Raw genomic sequence first — 18,052 nt, 5'->3', positions numbered from 1 at the left:
TTAAAAAACACCGAAACCCTCCGGGTTGTTGACTTCATGCCGCAAATATACAAAACGGTCAGACATATCACATGCCTGACCGATACAGATTATTAACCTACGATTTATTTCCAATTCTCATTCTGGACTAAAACGCCTTCCATGGTCACGATTTGATCATTCGGGATCGGAAGAGTTACCCATTTAGCGTTATAAACGCAGTTGGCAAACTTTCCGAGATGCCTCTTCTCGTAAGTGATATAATTACTTATCTCATCGTACGCTATTCCCCAACGAGCTAAGTCGTACCAGCGATGACCTTCCATCGCCAACTCTAATTTACGCTCGAAACGTAAAGCGGCTAAAGCACCATCCTTGCTGTTGAATTGCGAATCCGGATACAAACCTACACGATAATTAGCCGCAGCGTTCGAATCCAACTTCCCATTCACTTTATCATCCAAGACATAAGATGTAGAAGTGGGCAACATCGTGGCAGCATCAACGCCCTTCACATACGAGTTTGCCGCACGGGCACGTACCTCATTTATATACTTCCCGGCCTCCTTATAATTTCCGTCGTGAATCAAGACTTCGGCATACCAAAGTAAAACATCCGCATAACGGATCAAATGGTAATTCTTGGCTGTAGAACTCGTCTCCGTAGATACGCTCGTACCGCCTTTATCCGCTTTTTTCGGTTGCCGCTTCTTATTCATATAAGGACCACCATTCGCGATATCACGTACCCACCCATCCAAGATAGAAGGAACCGTCCAGTCCCAATAAGGGACATCAAAACGACCGGTACTGATATCCAGACGAGGATCGGTAAAAACCTCTAAATCCGTATGTGGAATATTATCTGTCAAGGTAGTCAACGCCGGTTTATCTTGATATGATTTATCCAGATACGGCAAACCACTCTCGTCTACGATATGTGAGTTTACCAACTCATAGGAAGGTTGATAGAAACCCCATCCGGATGTACCCATACCTCCCGGAGGAGCCGTATGCCATGAACCTTCGATAGAGTTCGTGATTACCTGAGAACCAGAGATAGTCCGCTGTATATCGAACACGGACTCACCGCTCCAATCGGCACTACCTGCCGTAAACAAATCCTCATAAGTATCCGCTAGTTTGAATTTCGTGCCATTATTATCCTGCCCATTCGCGATAATAGCCTCCAATAAAGCCTTGGCATCCGCCCAATGATCGGAAGTACCATTCGTACCGTTATAGGGTGAAGACTGATACAGCCTCAATTTTGCCAAGAAAGCGGCGGCGGCCCATTTATTGACACGCCCTTTATCGCTCGCCCAAATATCCGGCAAGTTATCATAAGCGAACTGTAAATCCTCAGCCACCTTATCCCATATGTAAATATAATTGCCAGACTCATCCACATTGGAAACTTTTGGGTTTACATCGCTAGCGAACTCCTCGCTTCCCACGTAAGGAATAGCGGCACCAAATAATTTCATTCCCTCAAAATGCCAGAATCCGCGGAAGAATCGGGCTTGGGCGATCGCTTCGGTATAAAAATCCTTTGATACGCCTTTTACGGAGGAAAGCTCGTCCTTGATTTTATCGATCATATTAATCACGTTGTTCGCACGATAGACACCTTCATAAACCACTTTCCATTTGGTATTCAAATATCCGTTGTCCGTAGTGATCGCATACGTTTCCAAGTTCGTAAAGTCAGACTGGTCCGTAAACGTAGACCCTTTATTCGCGCTTCCACCCAGTACATCGCCATAGGCATAATTTGTCAAAGGAGCCGCAAAATACTCCTGTGTAAGCATCGATGAATACATTCCTGTAATCGCATAATTTACGCCTTCCTGATTCAGTAACTCTTCTTCACTGACCGCACCCACCGGCTTCACATCCAAGAAGTCAGAGCAAGAGGTCATCGCTCCTAATGAAGACGCCACTAACATTGAATATATAAATAGTCTTTTCATACTGTTTTTTTTAATCGTTATCAATATCCTTATCGAAAATCCTTTTAGAAAGAAATATTCACGCCTAAAATGAACTGGCGTGGCATACCATAAGAACCGTAGTCGATACCTTTCATCATATCGTTACTGCTATCTTCATTATTGCTACGAACCTCCGGATCCAAACCTGAATAGCCTGTTAATGTAAACACATTGGAAACCTGACCGTAAACACGAATCTTCTCAAATTTGATCTTATTCAAGATACTCTTTGGCAACGTATAACCGAGCGTCAATGTCTGCATACGCAAGTATGAACCGTCTTCTATATAAGTAGAATTGGATTCATTAGCCGCCTCCGTACCTTCATTAGATGTACCAGCCCATAATGGATAGATACCATCCGGGTTTGTAACGGGATCCCAAGAGTTTTCCAAGCGATCTTTAGAGAAGTTACTTTGTAATGCCCCGAAATGCGTATAATACTGATAATGTTTATACAAGTCGTTACCTACAGAGAAATAAAGGAATGTACTCAAATCAAAACCTTTCCAACCAACACTAAGGTTCACACCTCCCGTGAAGTCCGGATGCGGATTACCGATAATCGTACGGTCTTCCGCCCCAATCTTTCCATCTCCGTTCACGTCACGAATCTTATAACGACCTACCCATGATTGAGGATTCAAGCTGGCCTCGTCCGCCACGGCATACGGTAAAATCGTTTTTCCATCCGCGGTCTTATAGTTCAGCACATCTTGTTCACTCGTATAGATTCCGTCCACTTGATAACCGTAGAACATCGCTACCGGTTGACCAACCGTGGTGATGTTTACCTTACTCAAACGCGTATTCGTAAATAGATCCGAGGAACCTAATTGGGTAACCTTATTCTTATAGGTTGAGATATTGGCGTTTACCGAGTAACTAAAATCACCGACTTTATCTCTCCAGCCCACACTGAAATCAAGACCTTTATTCTGCATATCGCCAATATTGATCTTTGGCTTAGTAGCGTTACCGGCCAAAGCGGACCAGTTAGCGTTCACCAACAAATCTGAAGTCTTCTTAATATAATAATCGATACTTCCGGTCAAACGATTATTCAACGCCGTTACGTCTAAACCGACGTTAAACATCTTGGTTGTTTCCCACTTAGCATTCACATCACCCAGATTTGAGATCGCATAGCCCGGAGACGCCCCTGAATCCGCACCTGTGATTCCATATAAATAATCATTTCCGGTCGCATATTGAAACGCATAATTATAGGCTCCGATATTAGAGTTACCGGTCGTTCCATAACCCGCACGCACCTTTAAATCATCCAACCACGTACGTGTCTTTTCCATAAAGACCTCATCCGACATACGCCAGCCTAAAGAAAGAGAAGGGAATGTACCCCAGCGGTTATCCTCGCCAAACCGGGAAGAAGCATCCCGGCGAACCGTTACAGTTGCCAAGTATTTACCTTTATAGGAATAATCGCCACGGAAAAACAAGCCGAACATCGTACTTTTATCAAACATTTTTCCTTCATTCTTCATATTGTCGGAAGAACCATTGTTTAATATCCATGTATTGGGATTATTCTCGAAGATATAATCATAGCGAATGGCTTTCATACTTCGTCCCACACCAAATTTCATAGCTTCCGTACCGATCATAAATGTCACGTCATGATCTTCATTGAATTTCGTCTTATAAGTCGCCGTATTGGTCCACTGATAATCCAACCTCCAATTCGCGTTTTCCTCCAGATAATTTTGAGATTGCCCCTCTTTATTGGTAGCGATCGTCTTCTCACTCAACGCTTGGCTCCACATACCCATCAAACGAACACTGAACTGCGTACGAAGACTCAGGCCTTTGATCGGTTTCAACTCGGCGAAAGCCGCACTTTGCAATCGCATGAAACGAGTCCAATCATCCTGTTGATTCATGGCTGTCTGATAAGCCGTATTCGCACGTCCACCTTCCGAGGCCTGTGATCCCGCATAATCGCCACCTACATTATAAACAGGTACCCATGGCTGGATCGTATATGTTTGGGCGAATACGCTCGCATCCCCTTGACGACCCCGCTCACCGCCCATCTCCATTACGGCGATATTGGAATTCTGGCCTATCGTGAAATATTTATTCGCGTTATAAGTAGAGTTGGCACGCAGTGAATAACGTTTAAAGAAAGAAGAGATAATCGTTCCTTCCCGATTAGTATAGCCTAAAGAAGCCGAGTAAGTTCCTTTCTCTCCACCTCCTAATAAAGAGATCTGATGATCCTGTACTTTACCCGTACGAGTCACCATATCATACCAATTCGTTCCTTTCTGGGCCTCCGCTTCCGAATATCCATCTTCCAACATCTGGTAATAAGCGGAGCGTGACCACGAATTACTACCATCCGGTTTATAGGAAGCCACCCACGCATCGATACTACCAAACTGCGAGATTACTTGATCTTTTGATAAACCGGCCGGTTTAATCGCATAAGGCATCGTCAATTCATCTTTATCGTTCAACGATCCGAATTGAGGATGAGCGGTGGGTGTTTGTCCGCGATAATCCCGCACGTTTCTCATACCTTGTGCTTGCCATTCCATCGCCTCCCATCCATTCAACAAATCATAACCACTATTCGCCATCTTCGCCACACCAAAGTAACCATCATAAGATACTCGTACCCGGCCGCTTTTAGTTCCTTGCTTTGTCGTGATAATGATTACACCATTCGCTCCTTGCGCACCGTAGATCGCAGTAGCGGAAGCATCTTTCAAGACTTGCAAAGACTCGATATCATTCGGATTGACCGCATCGATATCCACATTCGAGACACCGTCCACAACAATCAATGGGTCCGAACCATTCAACGAGCCGACACCACGGATACGGATAGTCGTCTCACCACTAGGTCCACCCGAGTTCGAGATATACACACCGGAAGCCTTTCCTTGCAAGGCTTCTGAGAATGTCGCTACCGGAGTCTCCTTCAACTCTTCCGTAGATACGACAGCGACAGATCCCGTAATATCTTTCTTCGCTTGGGTACCATAACCTACAACAACGACCTCATCCAAGGCTTGTGTGTCTTCCGCTAATTTTACTTTGATATTGTTCTGGCTATTCTTCAGAGAGATCTCTTGAGTTACATAGCCAATGTAAGATACCACCAATATGGTATTATCCGGCACACCATCAAGTATGACCCGTCCGTCCATATCGGAAATATTTCCGATAGTTGTCCCTTTAATAAGGACATTCGCTCCAACAATTGGTCCAGCTTTGTCTGAAATAGTGCAAGTGACTCTACGTCCATCTTGTTGCAGGGCATTGCCCCTTACGTCTGGTACTAAATCGCCTACTTCTGTGGCCATAACTGGACTTGTGCCACATAGAAACAAAGAGGCTCCTAGAAACACCTGTTTCCATAATACTACATTTCTCATACAACATTAGATTTTAAGGTATAAATCAATAAAAAACACAATCTAACAGCAAAATGATCTTTCTATATACAATAACATTCTAGATTTCAGCAAATTCTTGAATACTTATGGTCTAAATGTTTTTTCATAAAACGACTAATCGAAACGATCGTTTAAATCTTGCGTTTTTGAAAAGAGGAAATGATGATTTGAAAAAGAAAATCTTTTTTTAGATCGATGAAGGGTTATCTCTCCCATTAGCAATAAGATAAAATAAAAAAAAATCAACAAAAAGTTGCACGTGTCGAAAAAAAAACAGACCTTTACAAACGACTAATAGAAACGATCGTTTAGACTAGTCGTTTTTTTAGTATTATGAAAGATAGCAAGAAGCGGCTTTTATCATTAAAGACATGATAATGAAGAAGCTACACAAATGAAGTTGAGAAGAAGAGAATGATGTTTGCCTATTTTGAGATGTAAACAGATGTAACATACCCTAGAGGTATGGCAGAGTAGTGAATTCATTTTGTTAAAAGTCTGTGTTTTTTATTTTATTATACCTTAAATTCTAAATTTGTATGAGAAATGTTGTATCATGGAAGCCATTAGTCTTAGGAGCTTCTTTTCTTCTGTACGGAGCCGGAACTGCTTTTGCTACAGAAACAGATTATTTGTATCCAACATCCAGTACAGGACTTATGAGCGTACAGCAAGATGGACGACAAGTTAACTGTACCATCGTAGACAAATCTGGCCCTATCCTCGGAGCTAATGTAGTCGTAAAAGGGACTACTATCGGAAACATCTCGGACATGGACGGTCGTGCTATAATCGACAATGTGCCCGCAAACGCAGTCTTAGTAGTATCTTACATCGGATACGTAACTCAAGAAGTGCATCTTAAAGATAACCAGACCTCTATCAAAATTACATTAGTAGAAGACTCCCAAGCCTTGGACGAGGTTGTCGTAACGGGTTATAGTACCCAAGCGAAGAAAGACATTACCGGATCCGTGGCCGTAGTCTCTACAGATGACTTAAAAGAGACTCCAGTATCCAACTTCGCCGAGGCCTTGCAAGGCAAGGCAGCCGGTGTATTCGTACAGGCTGGTGGCGGTCCGTTGGGTGAGACTACGATCCGTATCCGTGGTGTAGGCTCCGTGAATGGTTCCGACCCGTTAGTGATCGTGGATGGTGTATCCGGTGTAGATATCGATGCCGTGAACCCGAACGATATCGAGTCCATGCAGATCTTGAAGGATGCCGCCGCCGCCGCCATCTATGGAGCGAAAGGAGCGAATGGCGTTATCATCATCACCACCAAACAAGGAAAGAAAGATGACCGTGTAAAGGTTTCTTACAACGGTTATTTCGGTGTGGCCAAGATGGCTAATAACGGTTATGATCTATTGGACGCATGGGAAGCGATGGAATTCCAAGAAGAAGGTCAGCGTAACCTGTTGAAATATCGCGGTTTGACCACGACTCACGCACAGTTCGGCTCAATCGGAGCAGATGGTTCAGGCCATTTAACAATGCCTTACGCACTGAAACCTGCTGGTTATAGTAAGGATCAAGTCATTCAAGAGTTTGGTTCAATCGACGCATGGATAAAATCCTATAAGGATGACGGAACAAACACATGGTCTCGTTCCGCTTACTACCAAATGCTGGAGGATGGTTATTCAGAAGAAGAAGCTCGTAAAGGTACAAACTGGTACGACGAGGTAGTACAGACCGGTAAGGTGCAGAACCACGAGATCTCAGTAACAGGTGGTGGCGAGAAGGCTACCTACTCGGTAGGTTTAGGCTACATGAACCGTGAGGGTACAATCAAGGAGTCTTGGTTCCGCCGTTATTCTTTGCGTGCAAATACCAACTTCTTCGTAAACAAGTGGTTCAACATCGGACAAAATACGAATCTCGCCGTAATAGAGAACTCCGGTGAGCGGGGGCGCCAAGGTGACGACAACACATTCGGTAAGACTTTCTCCATCCAGCCGTGGGTACCTATTTATACGGTAGGTGGAGACTATGCGGGATCCGTGAACAATGAGGGTGGACGTGCGGAAAGTGCCGTGATGTCTGTTAACCACGGTAAGGATAACCGCCGTCGTTTCTTGCGTGCGCAATCCGCTATCTATGCGGAGATCAAACCATTGGAAAGCATTGGTGAGGACTTGACGATCCGTACGCAGTTCAGTGCCCGCTTAAGTGGCGCTTGGGACTTTTGGATGAACAAGCGTACTATCATGACCAACAAGGAGGGACGTAACAACAACGAGTTCTACGAGAACGCCAGTTATTGGTTAGGCTACCAATGGACGAATACGGCCACTTATAAAAAGACAATCAACGAAGACCACTCAATCGGCGTAGTATTAGGAACAGAAGCTATCCGCGAGGGCTTAGGCCGCGTGATACAGGCCGGCCGTATTGATTACCAGTTCGAGGATGACCCGAACACATGGCAAATCGACAACGGTTCTGCCGCCAACTTACGTAACAGTGGTTACATGCACTCACCCAGCACCATGTTTGGTATCTTCGGACGTGCTGATTACGCTTACCAAGGCAAATACTTGGCTACCGTGACCGTTCGTCGAGACGCATCCTCTCGATTCTCCGAGAAAAACCGTTGGGGTACATTCCCTTCCATATCTTTGGGATGGCGTATGTCAGACGAGAATTTCATGGAAAAGACTCGTACATGGTTAGACGACTTCAAGTTGCGCGCCGGTTACGGTACGACAGGTAACTCTAATATCGGAGCATACAACTGGGCATTCCGCTACGGTACAGGTAACACGTGGCTCTATAGCATCACCGGTAGTGATACGGACGTAATGACAGGATACGGTGTTACGGCCTTAGGTGATATCGATGCGAAGTGGGAAACCTCTAAGATGTTGAACGTAGGTTTCGATGCGACAGTCTTCGACCAACGCTTAGGCATCAACTTCGACTGGTACCTAAAGAAGACCTCCGATATGTTGATCGATGCGAACTGGTCTGCTTTGGCTGGTAACGCAGACAAGCCTAAAGTAAATATCGGCGACATGGAAAATAAGGGTGTTGACTTGAATTTGACATGGCGCGACAAGGTCGGCGAGGTAGATTACTCGATTGGCGTGAACCTTTCTCACTATAAGAACAAATTGACAGAGATCGGTACGGAAGCCGGTATCTTCGAAGGTACTCGTATCTCCAACATGAATGTCATGATGAAGGGGTATGCGGTTGGTATGTTCCACGGTTATCAGGTGGATGGTATCTACAAGAGCGAGGATGAGGTTCGCAACTATAAGAATGATGCTGGAGGCGCAGTATTACCATACGGTACGGCAGACGCCGCTTCGTTAAATCCGTCTCAATACGTAGGTCAATTCAAGGTGAAAGATGTGAACAACGATGGTAAGATCGACGCAAGTGACCGTACATTCATCGGTAACCCGCATCCGGACTTGACTGGTGGTGTTAACCTAAGCGTAGGCTGGAAAGGTTTCGACTTGAGCACTTACTTGTACTTCTCCGTAGGTAATGACATCTTTGCCATGTATAAATACTATACACACTACGGTTCTTTGCAATCTGCTTATTCAAAAGATCGTCGCGACAACTCTTGGAGCCCGGAGAATCCAAACGGAATCTACCCGATGTGGGCAACCGCTACAGGAGAAAGTACGATTGCGGCCAACGAATCTAATTCCAGCTACATAGAGGATGGTTCCTTCTTGCGTATGCAAACATTAACGTTGGGTTATACCTTGCCGAAAGCATGGATGAACAAGATCAAATTCGACAAGATCCGTATCTATGGTCAGATCTCTAACGTATTCACATTGACCGGTTATTCCGGATTGGATCCTCAGGTTCGTACGGATGATGGTTCCGGTAATTCTAAAGACCGTAACATGGGTACAGACTATGGTTCATACGGTATGCCACGTCAATTTATCCTTGGAGTTAATGTTACGTTCTAAAACTAGGAATGAAAATCTGATTATATTAACAATTAAGTAGAACAATAATGAAAAAAATATTTATATATTCCGCAATGGCGGCAGTTCTAGCCTTAGGAAATACGTCTTGTTCGGATTTTCTAGAGGTCAAACCCGCTGGTTCAGTAAGTGAGCAAGATTTCGTGTCAGCGAAAGGGGTAGAGCAATTGGTGACAGGTATGTATGCAAAAATGCACGACAACTCCTATTTCGAGGCAACATTGAGTAACTATGTATATGGCGACGTGATGGGCGGTAGTGCCAATAAGGGCTCCACGTATCAAGACCAACCGGACTTCACAAGTTTGGAGACCTATACGTTTACCACAGACAACGGTTACCTAAACGTGAAATGGAAAAAATGCTATAACGGTGTTTTCGTGGCAAACAACGTGATCAAGTTGGCAGACATGGCCAAAGAAGAAATGTCAACGGTCAATGGAGAGGCGAAAGACAACTATACGGAAACGATCGCACAGGCACGCTTCTTCCGTGCTTTCTGGCATTTCGAGGTTGTAAAATTATTTGGAGCCGCTGTTCCTTACGTGGACGATCTGGCTATGCAAGAGAACGTAAACCCGCAGGTTTCTAATGTAGACGAGAGTGGTAACTACATTTATATTTGGGATAAGATCATCGATGACTTACAATTTGCGTACGACAATCTTCCAGATCGCTGGACTACCGACAAGGGGCGTATAAACAAATGGGCCGCAGGTGCCTTATTGGCAAAAGTAAAAATGTATCAATCTTCTCCATACGATGGAAAGAACGGCTCACAAAACCGTTGGACTGAGGTCAAGAGCCTTTTGGAGGAAGTCATGGCGAACGGTAAAGACAATAACGGCACAAAATACAAATTGGCTGACACATATGAGGAGCTTCACATCGCAGGTGAAGCCGATTGGACTGGCGAGTCTGTATTTGATATCCAAATGGCAATCACTGGTACTGTGGAAGAAACTTCCAGTATCAACGGACCATGGCACATCGGTTTTAACGGTGCGTTAGGTACAGGAGGTTGGGGATTCTATCAGCCCTCCAACGATTTGGTAAACTCACATATCGTTGACGCAAACGGTCTGCCGATGATGGATGGTCAGTATAAAAACAGCCCTGCGCTTACGACGCTAGACGCAAACAACATTCCTCATACGGATCTAACGGTTTACACCGACCCGCGTCTGGATGTTTCAACCGGACGTTTCAATACTCCGTTCTGGGATTGGACAGTTCCTTCATCTTTGGATGGTTGGGTACGCGATTATAGTAATGGTGGCTTGTACCTGAACAAGAAGAACATCCCGCGTAAGGCAGACAAGGGTAGCTTGTCTATCGTAACAGTAACGAACTCTTCTGCGAAGAACTTCCACCTGATCCGTTATGCAGACGTATTACTATGGTACGCCGAGGCATTGATTGAAACAGGCAACCATAAGGAGGCCGGTAAATATATCAATCAAGTCCGTGCCCGTGCCGCCAACGGATATGTAAAGGCTGCCGATCCGAATAATGGTATGGCAGAGACTACATCCTCATATGTATTAGAGGACAAGGTAAACGGAAAGACTCTATCGAATGCCGCGGCTAACTACCGTATCGGCTTATATCCCGATTCTCAATTCGCTTCCAAAGCATCTGCGACGCAAGCGTTACGTTGGGAACGTAAGATTGAGATGGCTCTTGAAGGTCACCGCTGGTATGATTTGGCTCGCTGGGGTATCATCGCCGATGAGTTGAACAGCTACGCTTCTTATGAAAAGAAATTCTTATTGAAATATGCGAATAGCGTTTACAACGCAAAATGGTGCGTATTGCCTATTCCATTGAATGAGATTCAAAAGATGGACGGCCTCTTGGTTCAAAATGAAAATTGGAAATAAACAAGTGGGTTAACATTAATATCGGGTAACCAGGCATGTGATATGTGTGGTTACCCCCTCACAAAAGCGAAAAGCGAATGCTTATTCGCTTTTTTCATTTTAAATACATATCTTTGTTTGACTTTAAATCATAATGAAACGTATACTCTAGCCATGAGATATAAACAAATACTCTTCGGTTTGATACTGTTTGCCATATTAGGGGTTTTCTTGCAAATAACCAGCAAGTTTCATTTCTTTTATATCGAGCAGCTTCAACTATTCCAATTTTCCGGAGACTATCTTGCGGATAAAATCAGTTATCCGGGAGGTTTATCTTCGGTCATCGGGGAATTTTTGACACAATTTTTTATCACCCCTTATCTCGGTCCCTTTATCTTTGCCGCATTGCTCACTGGCATAGGGCTTACCATGAGGGCTGTCGTAAGACAAATCACCCCGGAAAAAGAGTTGTATCTGATTTACTTACTCCCCGTCTTATCCTTATTATTGGCTCAATACGATTTCAATTACTTACTACAAGGAACAGTGGCCTTTTTAATTTGCCTACTTTGTTTGAATGGGTGGATACGGATCAATAACTTTCGATTCCGATTATTTACGGCCCTACTTATCACACCTCTACTTTTCTGGATAGGAGGGCCTATAGCCGGATTATTCACGGTCTGCGCATTCATCAAGGAATTATTCGGCCAATTCAAACAAGGAGTTGTCTTCTTGGTGATCCCCATCGAGTTTACACTCATAGCGACCAGTTGCGTATGGGCGACAGTCATTACCGATTATCATTTCGCGTTCCTACCGGATGCCTATTATCATCCGATCTTACAAGCTCCGAATGTCATATATTTTTCCTGGGTCAGTTTGCCGCTTTCGCTGATCTTCGCATTTACATGGCCTAAAGGCACTTCGAAAAAGAGAGATTGGATAGAGATCTCCGTACAACTTATCATAATTCTCGCACTTTGCAGGTTCGGGATACCAAAATATAATGATCAAAAATCTTATCAACTAAAGGAACTAGATTATTATGCCCGAAACGGACAATGGGATCAAATCATCCGGAACTGCCAAGGTCCGATCAAGAATTACTTATACTTGACTTACCTAAACAACGCCCTTGCTGAGAAAGGCGAGTTAGGAAACCGGATGTTTGCGTTCGATCAACACGGGCCTCAAGGATTATTAGCCTCTTGGAATAAGACTTCTTCCGTATCGACCTTACTTAGCGACGCCTATTTTACGCTTGGAGAAATCGCCTTATCGCAAGAGATGGCATTTGAAGGATATGTCACCGTGATTGGGGCCGGTAATCCCCGGAACCTACAACGTCTAGTCCAAACCAACTTGATTTACGGTACATATCCAATCGCAGAGAAGTACATCGATATATTAGAGAAGACTTACGCTTATCACGACTGGGCAAAACGACATAGGGAATTTCTATATAATGATAAAGCCATAGAAGAAGATCCGGTACTGGGGATTAAACGAAAAGGACTTCCCCTTCGTAACAACCTTTCCGGTGTAAACGGGTTAGAACATGATTTATTGATCCGGGCAGAACAAAACCCGGAGAATCAGATTCCCATCCAATTTGTCGGAGCCATCTATCTTTTATCCAAGGATATGAAATCTTTCCAAACATTCATTGAGAAATATTACGGTACATCTACACTTCCTTCCCTTCCGACGAGTTTCCAAGAAGCGGTTATTTTACTAGCCGAGAAAGACTCGGATTATTGGAGACGGTTCAACGTGTCCGAAAATGTCATCCGGAAATTCACAGGTTACAGGAATCTTGTATTGCAGAACCGGAATAACCCACAGCTACCCCAATTGATAAAAAACTCTTTTGGAGACACCTATTGGTCTTATTACCTTCTTAAATGATTCATTGCCATGAAAAAGCACTATCTATATATTATATGTGTATGTTTTATCGTACTGGGGATATTTTCATGTTCAGACACGGTTCCGGTAAGCAAGGAAACCTCTGAGAAACCGATATTATACCCAGATTACGCAGATGTAACGATACCGAATAATATCGCTCCCCTGAATTTTAAAATACAGAATGCACATACGGAAGCGTTCGCTGTTTTCTGTTTTGAGGAAGTGAAGTTGCAGGTGAAAGAAAAAAAGGGGCAATTCCATATTCCTGCCGCCAACTGGAAAAAGCTACTTAGGAAAGCGACAGGCAAAACGATACAAGTAAAACTTTATGCTAAGGATAAGGAATGGCTGAGCTATCCGGAATTCTCGTTGTTTATCGCACAGGAACCTATGGATTCCTATCTAGCCTACCGTCTGATAGAGCCCGGATATGAACTTTGGAACCAGATGGGTATTTACCAACGGAGCCTGGAAACCTACGAACAAAGTCCCATTATGGAAAATAAACACAGTGGACAAAATTGCATGAATTGCCATTCATTTTGTATGCAAAACCCCAACAAGATGTTATTCCACATGAGAGATAAATACGCCGGGACTTATTTGATAGACGGAGATAAAATAGAAAAATTAAATACGAAAACGGAGCAAACAATTTCCCCCTTGGTTTATCCCTCTTGGCATCCCTCCGGGAAATACGTGGCATTCTCGGTAAACCAAACGAGCCAGAGCTTTCATTCCAATGACAAAAACAGGGTCGAGGTTTTCGATAGCCAATCGGATGTAGTGGTGTACGATACCGAGAAACATGAGATCATCAGTACTCCCGCTATTCGTACGAAAGAGGCTTTTGAGACATTCCCTACCTTTTCCCCCGACGGAAGAACGCTTTATTTCTGTACCGCCGAGGCACGTTCGATGCCCCACGAGTATTCGGAGGTAAAGTATAATCTTTGCTCCATAGCGTTTGATCCGGTAACAAGGAGTTTCGGATCAAAGATAGACACATTATATAATGTACGAGAGAATGGAAAAAGTGTCTCTTTTCCCCGTGTCTCTCCCGACGGGAAATTCTTGTTATTCACCTTATCGGGCTACGGGAACTTCTCTATCTGGCATAAAGACGCTGATTTATATCTTCTGGATATCGAGAGTGGTTTTTTCCATCCCTTACGAAACGCGAACAGCACAGACACGGAGAGTTATCATTCGTGGAGTAGCAACAACCGATGGATCGTTTTCAGCAGCCGACGAATCGACGGATTATATACCCGACCTTATTTCGCCTATATCGACGAGAGCGGAAATGCCTCCAAACCGTTCCTATTACCACAGGAAGATACGGATTTCTACCACCGGTTCATGAAATCATATAACATACCTGAATTTATCACAGGAAAAGTATCATCTAATATACGGAAAATCAGTAAACTTGCCAAAGGAAGTAAGGGGATTGACGTTACTTATCATAAATAAATCGAATCTGGGAAACATACATAAAGTAAAAAGAACATGAATAACTTAAGCAAAAAGATCACACCTATTCTTCTGCTCTTATTATGCACCAGCCTTCTAGGGTTACATTTACAAACCACTCAAGAAGCAACCTTCTTTTACCGGGAACAACAGCAGATTTTCCTGTTCGATACCGAATATGTATTGAATATACTTAAGACAATTGGAGGATTGGCTACGATTTGCTCCCAATTTATTATACAGTTTTTCAAGGTGCCGCTGATCGGATCGCTGGTGACCGCCTTGATCGGTGGAATCTCCGGTTGGTTATTCTGGCTGACCTTACGAAAGATACATCCGGCATTATATCTTATGCCCTTGGCCTTTCTCCCCATCTTATTCCAATATCTTTACCTAATGAAAGATAGCTATCATTATGAAGGGCTGATAGCCATGTTATTTTGGTCATTGGCTCTTAGCCTGTACAGTTACGGGACACGAAAATTTAATTGGACGTACCGTACCTTAATCGGTTGCTTGCTGGCGACCGGATTGTTTTACACGATGGGATCTGTAGCTATATTATTCGCCCTTAGCATCTTACTATTTGATATATTACAAAAAAGCGAACGCTGGTACGCAAGCTTCATCCCTTTGATCCTGCTGCTTATCGTAGGTTCTCTATGCGTTCTAGGGGGCAGTAAACCCGATTATGACTATGTATTTTGGATGAAAGATTACGTAGAGTATTTCATTGATCTGGAACCATTCTACGGTTTCTCTTGGCAAGTAGCGTTACTCGTTATGCTTCTATTCTCCCTATCACGTTATTTAGATCACATAAAAACCTATTTAAAAGCTTTAGTAGCCGTAGCATTACTTGCCTTATCCGGTATGTATTATACGCAAACGGCTCTTCAACAGAGGAATAAAGATTTCTATACGTTGATGCAAATGTTTCATTACATAGATACCGAGCAATGGGACGCCATAATCTCGTCCACCGATCTGAACTATAATAACTATTTACACCTGAATTGCTTAAACCTTGCCTTATCCCACAAGGGTGTCATGCAGACTGATTTATTCAAATACCCGCAAAGCGGAATACAATCTTTGGTCTCAAAGTACCAAGCGCATATAGAGGAAAGTTTCCTGTTCAGCCAGATATACTACCATGTAGGAATCACGTCCTTGGCATACAATTTCGCTTTTGGTACCTCGGTAGGAATTACATACGGCAGTCCCGTCATGACTAAATTATTAATAAAATCCCATTTGATATACGGACAGTATCCCGCGGCCGAGAAGTTTATATCCTTATTGGAAAAGACATGGGCCTATCACGAATGGGCCTCCTCGCAACGAAAGTTCTTATATAATGACCAAGCGGTGGAGAGCGACCCGGAATTAGGTACAAAAAGAAAAAGCCTATCCAGCGACAAAGACCTTTTCGCCAATATAATCGGATTGTTTGATAACCTAATGATTATATTGGAAGAGAATCCCCTGAATAAAGCCGCATTGGATTATACGATCGGTACGTTATTATTATCGAAAGACCTGCCCGCTATAAAAACGTTTGTTGAAAGATTCAGTGGGACGGAAGTACTCCCCGCATTACCCGAACCCTTGCAACAAGCCGTGATCTCTTATGCGGAGCATGATCCGGAATATTGCCGCAAGTATGGGGTAACCGATAAAATCCTGTCCGAGTTCTCGATATTCAAGCAACGTGTATTGGGACTAAGGCATGCCCGACAAAATGTAGCGACTGGAATAGCCGACTATCAACCTACTTTCTGGTACTATTTGATACTCTCTAAATAAAACACATATGGAAAGACAGACTTACACAAATACAAACCGATATCTTTTCCTTTTTCTCATCGCCTTGATGGTTTCATGCTCCAAAAGCGACGTACAGATCGCCAAGAGTCTAAACAAGGAAATCGCCATTTATCCGGATTACAAGGATGTGACCATCCCTGTGAACATCGCCCCGCTCAATTTCTCTATCGCCGATAGCAGTGAGCACTGCCTTATCATTAAAGGGGAAAAGACTCAACTCCAAGTCTATAGCGATGAGGGGCTCTTTGAGATCCCACAAAAGAGATGGAAAGCCTTATTGAAAGAGAATGCCGGAAACCAAATAGAATTGACCATCGCTAAACGCATACAGGGCGAATGGAACGCCTATACGCCTTTTCATATGGACATCGTAAATGATTCCATTGATAAATATATAGCCTATCGGTTATTAGCCTTGAGTAATGATATGTGGAACAGGATGGGTATCTATCAACGAAACTTGGAGAATTATGACCAAAGCGTGATTTATGAGAATAACCTAACCGACTATAACTGCGTAAACTGCCACACGTTTTCCTCCGGGAACCCGGATAAAATGATTTTCCATATGCGAGGCAAACACGCCGGTTCCGTACTGATTGATGGAAAGAAAATCACCAAGCTAAATACCAAGACTCCCGAGACCGTCTCAAACTTTGTCTACATGTATTGGCATCCGAATGGTAACTATCTGGCGGCCACCGTATGCGATACCTACCAAAACTTCTTCATCAATAATCCCAATACGCTGGAAGTATTGGATCATAACTCCGATATCGTGATCTACGACGTGAAGAAGAACGAGGTATTCTCTTGCGAAGCGTTAAATTCCAAAGACGCATGGCAAATATTCCCAGCGTTCTCTCCCGACGGGAAGAGCCTCTATTTCAGTTCGACCGCCGCCGTAGATTCTATTTCTAAGAATTTCAGACAAATGACCTACAGCCTATGCCGTGTCGACTTTGACCCGGAAACCCGCACCCTAGGCCAGCAAGTAGATACTTTATACAATGGCCGGGCCAACCACAAAAGCGTATCCTTCCCTAGAATCTCACCGGATGGTAAATATCTGGCTTTTACCCTACAGGAATATGGCGGTTTCGGGGTTTGGCATAAAGACGCTGAATTATATATGATCCGCCTATCCGACGGAAAGACGTACCCGCTGAGCGAGGCGAACAGCGCCGAAGGAGAAAGCTACCATTCATGGAGCCACAACAATCGTTGGCTGGTATTTAGCAGTCGCAGGTTGGATGGATTATACACACGCCCGTTCTTTACCTATATCGATGATAAAGGTACGGCCCATAAACCATTCCTCCTGCCGCAAAAAAATCCCGTAAAATATTATAAAGACCTGTTGTGGACTTACAACCTCCCGGAGTTTATACAAGAAAAGGCCCAAGTAGATACGCATGCCGTGATGGAAACCATGAGAAATACAAAAGGAATCCAAGTAAAATAAGAACAATAGCTAGGGTGGGCGAAAGGAGATAAGGATGTCTGTTTGGTTAAATCTACCCACCCTTAGCTATTGATCTGTTTGCTCACTCTTTTATCTTCACCGAGAATAGAAATAGAGCGTTTCAAATCAACGCCCATATTTC

8 protein-coding genes are annotated in these 18,052 nt (G+C 43.7%); 6 read left to right on the top strand and 2 right to left on the bottom strand.

What is annotated here, in order from left to right:
• Nucleotides 1–104 precede the first annotated feature (104 nt).
• Entirely contained in the window at nucleotides 105–1,952 is a 1,848-nt protein-coding gene (locus DWY79_RS05600; protein WP_057326179.1) for a RagB/SusD family nutrient uptake outer membrane protein, read from the bottom strand.
• Nucleotides 1,953–1,996: 44 nt separating this feature from the next.
• Nucleotides 1,997–5,377: a TonB-dependent receptor gene (locus tag DWY79_RS05595; protein ID WP_122144944.1), complete on the bottom strand. Its 3,381-nt coding sequence runs from the start codon at nucleotides 5,375–5,377 to the stop codon at nucleotides 1,997–1,999.
• Between the two features lie 560 nt (nucleotides 5,378–5,937).
• Between DWY79_RS05595 and DWY79_RS05590 the strand changes: the two genes are divergently transcribed.
• The 6 genes from DWY79_RS05590 to DWY79_RS05565 all read left to right on the top strand — a co-directional run bounded on the left by DWY79_RS05590 (nucleotide 5,938) and on the right by DWY79_RS05565 (nucleotide 17,910).
• Complete coding sequence (locus tag DWY79_RS05590; RefSeq protein ID WP_057326181.1) at nucleotides 5,938–9,342, top strand: TonB-dependent receptor; 3,405 nt, start codon at nucleotides 5,938–5,940, stop codon at nucleotides 9,340–9,342.
• 47 nt (nucleotides 9,343–9,389) lie between these two features.
• A complete protein-coding gene (locus tag DWY79_RS05585) occupies nucleotides 9,390–11,243 on the top strand; it encodes a RagB/SusD family nutrient uptake outer membrane protein (protein ID WP_048927181.1) in 1,854 nt (617 codons plus the stop codon).
• A 153-nt stretch (nucleotides 11,244–11,396) separates the two neighbouring features.
• Complete coding sequence (locus DWY79_RS05580) at nucleotides 11,397–13,136, top strand: DUF6057 family protein (protein ID WP_122368996.1); 1,740 nt, start codon at nucleotides 11,397–11,399, stop codon at nucleotides 13,134–13,136.
• Nucleotides 13,137–13,145: 9 nt separating this feature from the next.
• The gene (locus DWY79_RS05575; RefSeq protein WP_122368995.1) at nucleotides 13,146–14,615 is read left to right on the top strand and encodes a PD40 domain-containing protein; all 1,470 of its coding nucleotides are present in this window, start codon (nucleotides 13,146–13,148) and stop codon (nucleotides 14,613–14,615) included.
• 36 nt (nucleotides 14,616–14,651) lie between these two features.
• Nucleotides 14,652–16,424, top strand: coding sequence for a DUF6057 family protein (locus tag DWY79_RS05570; protein ID WP_122368994.1), 1,773 nt, complete (start codon nucleotides 14,652–14,654; stop codon nucleotides 16,422–16,424).
• A gap of 7 nt (nucleotides 16,425–16,431) precedes the next feature.
• Nucleotides 16,432–17,910, top strand: coding sequence for a PD40 domain-containing protein (locus DWY79_RS05565; protein ID WP_122368993.1), 1,479 nt, complete (start codon nucleotides 16,432–16,434; stop codon nucleotides 17,908–17,910).
• Nucleotides 17,911–18,052 lie beyond the last annotated feature (142 nt).

Origin of the sequence: Parabacteroides sp. AF27-14 (genome assembly GCF_003635425.1) — a bacterium.
Taxonomy (GTDB): Bacteria; Bacteroidota; Bacteroidia; order Bacteroidales; family Tannerellaceae; genus Parabacteroides; species Parabacteroides distasonis.
Note: the sequence above shows the minus strand (reverse complement) of the source record. Positions and strands in the feature narration are given on the sequence as shown.

Bases quoted from the DNA above. Each gene is read 5' to 3' on its own strand.
- DWY79_RS05600 (WP_057326179.1), bottom strand. From the start codon at position 1,952: ATGAAAAGACTATTTATATATTCAATGTTAGTGGCGTCTTCATTAGGA.
- DWY79_RS05595 (WP_122144944.1), bottom strand. From the start codon at position 5,377: ATGAGAAATGTAGTATTATGGAAACAGGTGTTTCTAGGAGCCTCTTTG.
- DWY79_RS05590 (WP_057326181.1), top strand. From the start codon at position 5,938: ATGAGAAATGTTGTATCATGGAAGCCATTAGTCTTAGGAGCTTCTTTT.
- DWY79_RS05585 (WP_048927181.1), top strand. From the start codon at position 9,390: ATGAAAAAAATATTTATATATTCCGCAATGGCGGCAGTTCTAGCCTTA.
- DWY79_RS05580 (WP_122368996.1), top strand. From the start codon at position 11,397: ATGAGATATAAACAAATACTCTTCGGTTTGATACTGTTTGCCATATTA.
- DWY79_RS05575 (WP_122368995.1), top strand. From the start codon at position 13,146: ATGAAAAAGCACTATCTATATATTATATGTGTATGTTTTATCGTACTG.
- DWY79_RS05570 (WP_122368994.1), top strand. From the start codon at position 14,652: ATGAATAACTTAAGCAAAAAGATCACACCTATTCTTCTGCTCTTATTA.
- DWY79_RS05565 (WP_122368993.1), top strand. From the start codon at position 16,432: ATGGAAAGACAGACTTACACAAATACAAACCGATATCTTTTCCTTTTT.